Here is a 10,468-nt window from a genome sequence, read left to right on the forward strand (position 1 = left end):
AAATATGGTTAGAATATGGAGGTAGAGTGGTTAAATTACTGAGTTTTAAGCAATATTTGATTTATGTATGCCACATCATACTCTCGCCACACTTTCTCCACAGTTAAGCCGGTAATAACACAATTTCTCCACCAGCTCTTGCACGATATTTGCGTAAATTATAGGGCCGGTCGGCACTATAATTTACAGGAGCACTACAATGGACATTTCAGGCAGTTATACGGTATCACCCTATACTTCAGTTTCTCAATCGAGTAGCGAGATGAAGGTCGGTTCGCGCCCACCTCCACCACCGCCCGAACCAGTAGATGGTGAGTTATCGGGTTATTTATCAGAGGTTGAAGACACCGAAGAAGTAAAGAGCTTTATGCAAGAAGTGATGAGCATGAGTTTATCTGGCGATTTTGATGCTGAGGAGTTAGCCGAAATGGCACCCGATTCGTTAAAAGCCTATGCCCAGGAACAAGGGGTAGATTTAGAAGACATGATGCAAAATGCCCATGATCATTTACAGCAAATGGGCAATAAAATGCCGGGTGGTGGCGGACCGATGCCACCACCCGCACAAGAAGACGAACAAACTAGCCTTGATAGCGCCACATCATCATATGCTAGCATTGCCCAACTTGGTGATAGCGAGAATGACCTGATGGAATCGTTATTGTCGTCTTTATCGATAAAAACGACAGCGTAACGAAACACGGCATTAACCAAGCTTATTTTTAAGTTTGGTTAATGCGCTTTTAACGAATACCCAATCCCGTAAACTGATTCGATGTAGTTTTGGGCTTCAGGCGCTTCCGATAACTTTTTCCGCAAATTTTTAATATGTGAATCGATGGTCCGTTCATAGATATCAAGTTCATGCTGTTTAACCGCGAGTAATAACTCTTTACGTGAAAAGACTTTCTCAGGATACTCCATTAAGGTTCTTAAAATATTAAACTCGTTGCCCGTTAACTTGATTGGGTACTGTTTGATATAGACAGTGAACTTATCAATGTCTAACGTTAGGGATTTAAACGACAGCTGATTCGACACGGTATTTTTAGGCGCGGCTCGTTTTAGTAACGCGGCGACTCTGGCCATCAGTTCTTTGGGACTAAAAGGCTTGCAGACATAATCATCAGCGCCATGTTTAAAACCTAGTAACCTGTCTACTTCGTCAACCCGCGCAGTTAACATGACAATAGGAATATCACTAAATTCTCTCAGCTGCTGACAAATCTCTAAGCCGCTAACGTGTGGCAACATCAGATCAAGGATGCAAAGATCAGGATTAAGCGCTCTTACCCGCTCAACAACGCCTGCGCCCGTACTCATACAGGTATATTGATATCCCTCTAGATCAAGGTACTTACTGATTAAGGTCAAGATCCGCTCTTCATCCTCGACGACCAGCACATGCTGTTGACTCATTTTTCTACTCACTTAAATCCTTAGGAATGTGAATGGTAATTTTTAACCCACCATGTTCACTGGCACTGGCCACAATGTCACCATGGTGGGCAATAATAATGTTTTTACAAATAGCCAAGCCTAGACCAGCGCCACCATTTTGGCGACCACGGTGCGAATCCACCCGATATAAACGGTCAAATAGTTTGTCTAATTTAGTACTTTCAACTCCGGGACCGGAATCTTCAATGGTCATCACCAGCTGCTGATTCACCTGCGCACAAGAAACCCATACCGAGCCGCCCTCTTCGGTATATTTATGGCAATTGTGTAAAATATTATCAATGACTTGCAATAAACGGCTGTGATCGCCTCGGGCGGCGCATGAGGTAACATCGGTCATTAATGAAATGTTCCGACTGCTTAATTTAGTATGAAATCGGCTCGCACTGTCCAAACAAACGTGGTCGAAACGGATCATGGTGCTATCACTGTTTAGCGCCAAATTATCGGTTACCGACAATTGATGTAAATCATTGAGTAAATGGTTCAAGCGTAAAACGTCTTGCTGTAACAGCCGTAAATTTAGCTCAGTTGGCGGGGTTATGCCGTCAACCATCGCTTCTATTTCGCCTCTTATCACCGTAAGTGGGGTCCGCAATTCATGTGCAATGTCTTGCAACCATTGTTTTTGTTGCACTTCAAATTTGGATAACCCTACCCCAATATCATTAAAATAATGTGCTAATTCAGCGAGTTCATCATTTGAGTTTATCTCAATTTTGGTATCAAATTTACGTTCAGATAAACCAATCGCCCCTTGAATTAAATTACGGATTGGCGCGATAAAGTGTCGTGCCAGGTAAAAGCTAACCATGCAAGATAATACCAATCCGATGAAAGCCATAAAAAAAACTCGCTCTAATTGATGTTTTAGCAATGCATCACCATGGCGCTGTGCTGGATGAGTTTTAACCAAACCAAGCCAACCAACAATAGTACCGTTACTTTTTATCGCAAAGTAATCTTCGATGTTATCGCCGTGTTTGACCTTTATTACAATCTTTTTGTACCGATCGATTAACTCAATGCGAGACACCAGATGTGGTCGTCTAAAATGCGGTTGCGGGACGTCTTCATTAAACATGAGTGGCGGTGGCGGATTAAACTGCGATTGTGGACGCGGACGAAAATGCTCAGCCCGAGGTGGTGGGAAATCATTAAACACCATGACATCGTCAATAAACAACCGCCAATAATCCCGGTCGAGTTCGAGCGCACGCCAGCTATTAGTTTTGGTGTAATAATCACCTAAATCAGCCGCTAAATCATTGACCATATATTGGTCTTCTAAGTAAGCAGAGTCGTCGATATAGCTGCTCATCTTCTTGAAACTATAATAACTGACCGACAATAACACGATCGACAACAGACCAATTACGGAGAAGTTGGCTAAAAAGACCTTATGTACGAGCTTTAATTTCATAATTCTTTAAACACGCGCTGAAAACTTCATTTAGTTTGCCTATATTGTTCACTAAGCTCCACCAAGATAGCCAATCTCCACAAAGATAACATATTGTGATAATAGCGACCACAGCCAGCGCTAGCTGTTACTTTTTCCTTACTGAACGCGCATTCGTCTTCTTGCGATAGGGTTTTTTGACTGTTTGCGTTGGCAAACCAACAAAGCTAATGTTTTTCACTTGGCCAATCAGCAAAGTAAGATTATTTTCAACACCAGTGATAAAAGATTGATAGCTTAATGATTTTGTAGAAATTGATTCTAACTGAGATTCCCACATCGCCGTCATATCGGGTTGCGATATTTGTAATGGCAACGCGGTGATTAATTTAAGCCCGACTTCGGTCGCATGGATCTCTTTGCCTTTTTTGATTAAATACCCACGTTTAAATAGCAGTTCAATAATGCCTGCTCGGGTCGCTTCCGTGCCCAGGCCATCGGTTTCTCGTAATGCTTTTTTAATTTTGGCATCGGTTACATACCGAGCGATGCCGGTTAAAGCCCCTAACAAAGTAGCATCGGAAAAATGTTTGGGGGCGCTGGTGTTTTTTTCGAGCAAATCGCCGTGCAAACACTGTACTACATCACCGCTGTTTACGACGGGCAAATTAACCGCTGAAAATTCATCCGCCTCTTTACGTTGTTTTGAGACGGGAAATAAATCTTTCCAACCATGATGAATAATGTCTTTTTGTTTGCTGACAAACAAACCCGCCGCTACTTCGGTCTTAATTTGTTTATCAAGATATTCGAACGCAGGATAAAATTGCGCAACATATTGCCGGGCGACTAACTCATAAACCTTAGCTTCGTCACCGGACAATATACCGGTCGGCTTGTTTTTTGCCGTTGGGATAATCGCATGGTGAGCCCCCACTTTACCGTCGTTCCACACTCGGCTTTTTTTAGTGAGATCTGCTGACTTAAGAGCGTCTGCCATTTTACTTGAAACACCACTAATCGCCTTGGTCACCGCTGACACATCATTTAAATGTTCTTTCGGCAGATATTGACAGTCGGATCTGGGATAAGTAATAAGTTTATGTTTTTCATACAGCTGCTGACAAATGTCTAACACCTGTTTCGCACTCAAGCCAAAGGCTTTAGCGGCAGATATTTGCAGACCAGACAAACTAAAGAGTAGCGGCGGCGGTTGCTGCTTTTTGTCTTGACTTACCTTAACGATTTTCCCTGGCTGACCTTTAATCCGCTCAACCACCTTAAGCGCCAGTTTCTTCGATATCACCCGATTTTCCTCATCCATGTAAGGTTCGCAGGCAGCACTAGGTTGCCACTTTCCTTGGTAATGGATGCCATCGCTGGTTTCAAGATTGGCAATCACTTCATAAAAAGGTTTAGAGACAAAACGTTGTATTTCAAGGTCGCGATTAACCACTAAGCCCAGAATCGGCGTTTGCACTCGGCCAATTGATAGTACGCCCTGGTAACCTGATTTTTGCCCTTGCAACGTGCAAAGCCGAGTCATGTTAAGGCCATACAACCAGTCGGCTCGTGCTCTGGCTAGCGCCGACACGGCTAAAGGAATGTAGTCTCGATTAGGTTTTAAGTTGTTCACCGCTTTGGTGACCGCGGCGCTATTCATATCACTAATTAAACAACGCTTGGCATTAGTAATTTTAGTTTTTGATGCTTTACAATAACTGATCACTTCATCAACTAAAATTTGCCCTTCACGGTCAATATCACCGGCGTTAACCAATGTTTTAGCTTGTTTGATTAATTTTTTGATTACCGCCAATTGCTTTTTGGTTTTTGGTTTGGGTTGCAGCTGCCACTGACTTGGGATGATGGGCAGGTGTTCAATCGCCCATTTTTTATATTTTTCGTCATAAGCATCGGGTTCAGCTTGTTCTAACAGATGCCCAATACACCAGGTTACAACGTCACCATTGGCTGCTTGGATATAACCATCATTCTTTTTGAGAGGCTTGGGCAGTGCGTCGGCTAAAGCTCGGGCTAAACTTGGTTTTTCAGCAATGTATAAAATCATGACTTATGATACTGTACGAAAAAACAGTATCATAACAGTATTTGTCTGCGCGGTGCAAAACAATCATCAGACTCACGCATGGTTACTCAGGGCAAGCGCATTATAATTTAGATATCGAACCATATTACGTAAACTCGCGGTGAATATATCCCTATACGCTCATTTTTCGTCGATGAAAAATACGGTTTACTCCACATGCACCAATATCGTAAGCAATAGCCACGTTTTAGTTAAAACGCGCTTGCCGTGCATGGTTACTTTGCGGGACTTGATTGTGAGTCTTGGTGCTGAGCGTTAGTCCAGCGTTGATTTAACCATAATGAGCCGATAATAATCAGTCCGCCCACGGTCAATCGCATTAAGTCAGCTTCGCGATTCCAAATCACGATATTAACCACTAAACCTGCCGGCACCAGTGCATTATTCATCACGGCTAAAGTGCCAGCGTCGACTAACGTGGCGCCTTTATTCCAGAAAAAATAGCCCAAGCCTGACGCAAAAATTCCAAGGTAAGTTAAAATGCCCCATTGCATAGCTGTGGTCGGCAATTTGCTACTATCGCCAAAGATCAAATACATCGGCAGTGCGACAGCGAGCGCGCCGACATAAAACAAGCCAAAAATACTCGCTTGATTAATCGGCTCAGGCTGTTGTTCCATAATGCGCTTGTAAGCAACTTGGCCAATAGCAAAACTTAAGTTCGCGCCTTGCACAATCAAAAATCCCGTCAGAAAACCACTGTTAATGCCTTGATATTTTATGGTCATTGCCCCGATAACGGCGATAACAGCACTTAATAAAAATACCGGACTAAAGCGGCGCTGACCAAGATCATAGAGCAAGGTGACATAAATTGGGGTTAACACGGTAAAGAGCAGCACTTCTGGCACGCTCAAATAAAGAAAAGATTGATAATAGAAGCAATACATTAAACCCAGCTGAAAGGCACCCACCCCAGCAATTTGTAACGCCAGTTTAACGCTGAGGTTTTTGAGTCGAATAAAGGGCAAAAAGACCAACCCAGCCAGTGCTATCCGGCTAGCGGCCGAAAACCAAGCGTCAACCTGCCCCGCCAAATAAACACCAATTAAACTAAATGAAAAGGCCCATAATAGGGTTACTGCACTTAAATATTTCATATTTCTCATTATTGTACGGATTAATCAATAAAACCAAGGGATTGGTTAAGCTTTAGCAGCAATGATAACAAGTATTATTTACATTTCAATACCGCTGTTACATCATCACCAAATTATTGTTCGCAGCTGATACGACCAAATATTGTATACTGGCCCAATTACAGCCACCAAGTCACGCTATTGATTAATGAACCAGTCCATGAATAAAAAATCGCTCACGATTGCCAGTTTTAATGTCAGCATGGAGGCGACCAATTATGTTGGCCGCGCTGCACGCAATTTATCAGCGCAGGTGCTAAGCCAACAATTAGCCAATAATAGTCAGCAAATTAAAAATATTGCCCAGATAATTCAAACCATAACACCCGACATTATTTTACTTAACGAGTTTGATTATATTGACGATGCCAGCCAAGGCATTGAATGTTTTATTAAGCAGTATCTTGCTACCAGCCAAGGTAATTGCTTAACCATAGAGTACCCCTATTATTATTACGCACCAGTCAATAGCGGCCAGCCTAGTCCGCATGACTTAACGGGTGATGGCAGCGCAACAGGCATCCTGGGAGACGCTTGGGGTTTTGGCTTTTTTCCCGGCCATTATGCAATGGTTTTGTTGTCGCGTTACCCTATCGATGTCAAAAACATTCGCACCTTTAAAAATTTCAAATGGGCTGATATGCCCAATGCCCTGCGGCCGGTCAAACCTGATACGGGTCAGTTTTTTTATCGCGATGAAATTTGGCAGCAATTTCCGCTGTCGTCAAAAAGCCATTGGGATGTGCCGGTATTAATTGATAATGAGATAGTTCATGTGCTGGCTTCTCACCCTACGCCTCCAGTTTTTGATGGCCCAGAATTGCGTAATCGCTGCCGTAATCATGATGAAGTCAGGTTTTGGTCTGATTATATTGCAAACGGTGCGGCTGATTATATTTATGATGATAAGGGTGGCTATGGCGGGTTAGCCGAAAATTGTCGTTTTGTGATTGTCGGCGATTTAAACGCGTCGACCACTAACGGTAACTCTAATCCTGAGGCTATCACCGCCCTGCTAAGTCACGATAAAGTCAACGATGACTGCATCCCTCACAGCACAGGCGCTAATAAAAAATCCGGCGCAAAATCGAAAGCCTCTTCTAATTTAATAGAGTCAACTGAATCAACTGCCAAATACCATACCGCGCAATGGGGCATGCGAGCAGATTATGTGCTGCCATCTCGCTATGGATTTAAGGTGATAGATAATGGCGTTTTTTGGCCGAACAAACACAGCACTCACTATCACTTAATTAAAAATCGGCACAGCTCTTCAGACCATCGACTGGTCTGGAGTCAGCTGCAATTAACCCCTGTTTATTAGATCAAGTGTATTAGGCCAAGCATCATTAACCTAAATCTAATTGCTGCTTGACCCAGCTCAAACTGTCTAGTGGCACATTAGACCAACCAAGCCGCTGACAAACATCACGAAACTCGTCATCTATCGGTGCTTCGATTGCAATTTGCTGTCCGGTCACCGGATGAACAAATTGCAATTGTGCGGCATGTAACATTAAGCGTCGATAACCAAAATGTTCTCGTAAATAACGATTTTGCGCGCCATCACCATGGGTAGTATCACCTAAGATTGGGTGGCGTAAATGCGCTAAATGTCGTCTTAGTTGATGTTTTCGACCAGTCTGTGGCGCTAGCGCAATTAAGCTAAAGCGCCCTGCCGGATATTTACCAATTGGCTGTGGAAATTGTGCTACTGCGATATTGGCCCAGTGAGTTGTAGCCTCTTGCGGGGCTTTATCTTGCTGAGCCTTCTTGTCGGCAATTTTGTCCAGTTGCTCTTTTAACGCATAATCAAGCCGGTCTGCACCTTCGAGATAACCTCTAACAATCGCAATGTAACCTTTGTAAACAAGACGCTCATTAAACAGGTCGTTGAGCTGACGCGCTATCTCGCTCGATAAAGCAAACAGCAAAACCCCAGATGTCGGGCGGTCAAGTCGATGGATCGGATAAACATATTGGCCAAGCTGATCGCGCAACATGATCATTGCAAAATGTGTTTCTTTGCGGGCCAAATAGGTTTTATGCACCAACAAACCTGACGGCTTATTTATCGCTACCATGTATTGGTCTTGATAAAGAATTTCTAACGGTTGCTCAAACATCAATCGTTAACTGCAAACAAAGCATCAAGCTGAGCGATTAAAGCCAATAAGGTAGCAGTGTCAAAAGGGACCTGCTTAAACGACTCTTGTGCCATCGGTAAAATTAACAATTTATCAGGTAAGGGTAAATCAGAAGCTACCAGCATGCCCATTTTTGGCAACAAGATAAATTCTAACCACTGGGCAAACGTTAAAGTATCGCAACAAAAAGGTTCAGCGCTGCGCAATGCCTCTTTGGAAGGCATGGTACTTTGCCATAAATCTAATCGGATCATTTCTTTATTTATTTGTTCTAAAACTTGTTCAACCTGCGCTGCTTGTGACATCTTAATTTCCAATTATTAATAGAAGCGAATATTGGGGATCCATTCACGGCAAGAGCGTTTTATATAAAACGCCTATATCTAAATTCTAATGCACTTGCCCTAGGGGCCCATTCTACGAGAAAACATCCTTATTACCAATAGTCGCTAATGATTGCTACAATAGGTTAACTTTTTTTCGTGGTACTTTTTTCGTGGATAATATCAACTCTATTAGTGAATTTCTGTTACAAGCAGGCAGCCAATATCGAATTTTTGATATGGGACGTCGAGTTCAAAAAATATCAACTGAGTTATTTTTAGATTTTGAACATGGCAATAGCCCCTACCCTTATCCCATTCAGCAACATGCCTTAGTTGCCGTGCTGTTTTGGAATAAAAACCAGAATGATAATCACTATGTGTGGTTTTTAAAATTGCCACTTGATGAGCAGGGATTATTAATGCAGGGGGCCCGTAACCAATTTTTAGAATTGGTCGTCACTGCATTAGGCAATAGCATGCAGCAGCAACCGGATAAAGAGCAACAATCGGCGTTGGATCATAATCCGTTAATCTTTAAACCGTCGGAGCAAAAACTTGCCGCGTTCACCAGTCAATCTCGTTTGGCGATGGAATTACCTGCCAGCCAGTATATGGCTCCGGCGTTAAGTTATTTAGCGGATAAAGCCAATTATCAACAGTGGCAAGAATTAGGTTTTCAAGGCTTAGCGGATATTGCTAGCCGCTTAAATGAAAATGATAATCTTGATATTGTGGTCAATGCTATATCGTCGCTGCCAGCCGAATCCTTTTGTGCCTTATGTTGTTGCTTAGAAAACAGTTCCATAGATCAGCACTTAGCCACTAAGCTATTAGAGATCCTTAGCGATGCGTTAGCAACCAACAACATCAGTATTGCTATTCATGCTTTAAGAGCGCTATCACATGCAACAGATCTATCTCAGCAACGAGCAGCATTACAATTGGCCCTAAACAGCGAGCTGATTAAAGAGCAGCTTGATGTTGTGGTTATCTTGGCTGCTCGTTATTGGGCGGTATTAAACACCACTCAAGCCGCTGTTAGTTATTTAGAAGCCGTGGTTGAAGTTAGCGCTGAACCTGATGTTTTTCACCAATTATTTGGTGATTTGGTTACAATCCCACAGACCAGAGTCCATTTTTTAAATGCGTTACGCCATCCGCATCGCAGTAATAAATTAGCGTCAGCGATTGCTCTGTTAATTGGTGGGTAAATAACTATGTCGTTAATTGAAATTATTGCTTTGCTGGCGCTGGGTTTAATTGGCTGGCTGTTTTGGCAAACCCGCTCGATGGCCGAATTAGCTAAAAAAGCAGTCAATGAACATTGCGACAAATTCAGCTTACAGCTATTGGCCATTGCAAGAATAACACTTAAACCTTCGCGTAATAAGCGGGGAAACTTTTGTTGGCGAGCGACTTATCAGTTTGAATTTAGCAGTGACGGCGACAGTTTATATGTCGGTTATCTGGTTATTAATGGTGACATTATCGTTAAGATCGATACGCCGGTTTATCGCCAAGCTTAATCATTAAAAAAGAACAATAAAAAAGGGTACGGCGCTTAGCGTCATACCCTTGATAGTTCTGCATAGTATCGAGCAAATGAATTGCTGTAACTTCCTTTGCACGGTCACTCCTTAGAACCCTCCCCTTACTACATCCTGTAGCCAATCCTTCTTTGCTATCTAGCAAGTCCTTTTCGTCCACGAATGTTAATCTTCCTTGATTAACAGCAACACATCCTGTGTTGGTCCTTGCCCTATCCTTAGGTGTTAATCTTACCGATTAACTTCAACACATCCTGTGTCGGTCCTTGCCCTATCCTTAGGTGTTAATCTTACCGATTAACTTCAACACATCCTGTGTCGGTCCTTGTCCTGTCC

General features: G+C 42.8%; 10 protein-coding genes. 4 read left to right on the plus strand and 6 right to left on the minus strand.

Annotation, left to right across the window (positions count from 1 at the left end; all coding sequences use genetic code 11):
- Nucleotides 1-199: 199 nt before the first annotated feature.
- The gene (locus HRU23_17775; protein NRA55991.1) at nucleotides 200-694 is read left to right on the plus strand and encodes a hypothetical protein; all 495 of its coding nucleotides are present in this window, start codon (nucleotides 200-202) and stop codon (nucleotides 692-694) included.
- Nucleotides 695-732: 38 nt separating this feature from the next.
- Here the strand turns inward: HRU23_17775 and HRU23_17780 are convergent, their stop codons facing one another.
- The 4 genes from HRU23_17780 to HRU23_17795 all read right to left on the minus strand — a co-directional run bounded on the left by HRU23_17780 (nucleotide 733) and on the right by HRU23_17795 (nucleotide 6,073).
- On the minus strand, nucleotides 733-1,419 hold the full coding sequence (locus tag HRU23_17780; protein NRA55992.1) for a response regulator transcription factor: 687 nt from the start codon (nucleotides 1,417-1,419) through the stop codon (nucleotides 733-735).
- Between the two features lie 4 nt (nucleotides 1,420-1,423).
- Entirely contained in the window at nucleotides 1,424-2,884 is a 1,461-nt protein-coding gene (locus HRU23_17785; GenBank protein NRA55993.1) for a HAMP domain-containing protein, read from the minus strand.
- Between the two features lie 127 nt (nucleotides 2,885-3,011).
- Nucleotides 3,012-4,934, minus strand: a complete 1,923-nt coding sequence (locus HRU23_17790) for a DNA topoisomerase III (GenBank protein NRA55994.1) — start codon at nucleotides 4,932-4,934, stop codon at nucleotides 3,012-3,014.
- A 254-nt stretch (nucleotides 4,935-5,188) separates the two neighbouring features.
- Entirely contained in the window at nucleotides 5,189-6,073 is an 885-nt protein-coding gene (locus HRU23_17795; protein NRA55995.1) for a DMT family transporter, read from the minus strand.
- Between the two features lie 187 nt (nucleotides 6,074-6,260).
- Here HRU23_17795 and HRU23_17800 point away from each other — a divergent pair, with 187 nt between their 5' ends.
- Nucleotides 6,261-7,436, plus strand: a complete 1,176-nt coding sequence (locus HRU23_17800; GenBank protein NRA55996.1) for an endonuclease/exonuclease/phosphatase family protein — start codon at nucleotides 6,261-6,263, stop codon at nucleotides 7,434-7,436.
- A gap of 25 nt (nucleotides 7,437-7,461) precedes the next feature.
- On the opposite strand, the gene truC is transcribed toward HRU23_17800, so the two are convergent.
- Nucleotides 7,462-8,238 carry a tRNA pseudouridine(65) synthase TruC gene (truC, locus tag HRU23_17805; GenBank protein ID NRA55997.1) on the minus strand — a complete coding sequence of 259 codons (777 nt, stop codon included), beginning with the start codon at nucleotides 8,236-8,238 and terminating at the stop codon, nucleotides 7,462-7,464.
- Nucleotides 8,238-8,564, minus strand: coding sequence for a YqcC family protein (locus HRU23_17810; GenBank protein ID NRA55998.1), 327 nt, complete (start codon nucleotides 8,562-8,564; stop codon nucleotides 8,238-8,240). Before HRU23_17810 ends, truC begins: the two co-directional genes overlap by 1 nt.
- Nucleotides 8,565-8,755: 191 nt before the next feature.
- Between HRU23_17810 and HRU23_17815 the strand changes: the two genes are divergently transcribed.
- Entirely contained in the window at nucleotides 8,756-9,796 is a 1,041-nt protein-coding gene (locus tag HRU23_17815; protein NRA55999.1) for a DUF3549 family protein, read from the plus strand.
- A 6-nt stretch (nucleotides 9,797-9,802) separates the two neighbouring features.
- Nucleotides 9,803-10,111 carry a DUF3301 domain-containing protein gene (locus HRU23_17820; protein NRA56000.1) on the plus strand — a complete coding sequence of 103 codons (309 nt, stop codon included), beginning with the start codon at nucleotides 9,803-9,805 and terminating at the stop codon, nucleotides 10,109-10,111.
- The last annotated feature ends 357 nt before the right edge of the window (nucleotides 10,112-10,468 follow it).

The sequence above is a fragment of the Gammaproteobacteria bacterium genome (genome assembly GCA_013214945.1).
Taxonomy (GTDB): domain Bacteria; phylum Pseudomonadota; class Gammaproteobacteria; order Enterobacterales; family Psychrobiaceae; genus Psychrobium.

Bases quoted from the DNA above. Each gene is read 5' to 3' on its own strand.
- HRU23_17775 (NRA55991.1), top strand. From the start codon at position 200: ATGGACATTTCAGGCAGTTATACGGTATCACCCTATACTTCAGTTTCT.
- HRU23_17780 (NRA55992.1), bottom strand. From the start codon at position 1,419: ATGAGTCAACAGCATGTGCTGGTCGTCGAGGATGAAGAGCGGATCTTG.
- HRU23_17785 (NRA55993.1), bottom strand. From the start codon at position 2,884: ATGAAATTAAAGCTCGTACATAAGGTCTTTTTAGCCAACTTCTCCGTA.
- HRU23_17790 (NRA55994.1), bottom strand. From the start codon at position 4,934: ATGATTTTATACATTGCTGAAAAACCAAGTTTAGCCCGAGCTTTAGCC.
- HRU23_17795 (NRA55995.1), bottom strand. From the start codon at position 6,073: ATGAAATATTTAAGTGCAGTAACCCTATTATGGGCCTTTTCATTTAGT.
- HRU23_17800 (NRA55996.1), top strand. From the start codon at position 6,261: ATGAACCAGTCCATGAATAAAAAATCGCTCACGATTGCCAGTTTTAAT.
- truC (NRA55997.1), bottom strand. From the start codon at position 8,238: ATGTTTGAGCAACCGTTAGAAATTCTTTATCAAGACCAATACATGGTA.
- HRU23_17810 (NRA55998.1), bottom strand. From the start codon at position 8,564: ATGTCACAAGCAGCGCAGGTTGAACAAGTTTTAGAACAAATAAATAAA.
- HRU23_17820 (NRA56000.1), top strand. From the start codon at position 9,803: ATGTCGTTAATTGAAATTATTGCTTTGCTGGCGCTGGGTTTAATTGGC.